Genomic DNA, 322 nt, shown 5'->3' on the forward strand with positions numbered 1-322 from the left:
TCGAGCCAGTTCTCGTGGATCTCCACCGCCAATGCCCGAACCAGCCGCAAACAGCTCTGCGGGTTGGGGAAGATGCGAACGACCAGGGTGCGCCGCTTGATCTCCTGGTTCAGCCGCTCCAGCATGTTCGTCGACTTCATGTGCTTGTGATGCGGCAGCGGCAGCCGATAGAAGCTCAGCGTCTCCTCGATGTTGTTCTCCACCCAATCCACCAGCTTCGGGTATTTGGCCTGCCATTTGGCGATCCACTGCGCCAGGTCGCGCTTGACCTCGGCCAGGTCGCGCCGGTCATAGAACCATCTGAGCTCCATCAGGCAGTCGT

At 60.6% G+C, this 322-nt stretch carries 1 protein-coding gene; it reads right to left on the reverse strand.

The window, feature by feature from the left end; genetic code table 11:
- Nucleotides 1-322: transposase (locus tag AC0L3N_RS33970; protein WP_473552072.1), on the reverse strand; the 322-nt coding region annotated here is incomplete at both ends.

The organism is Mesorhizobium sp. WSM4807 (assembly GCF_055811615.1).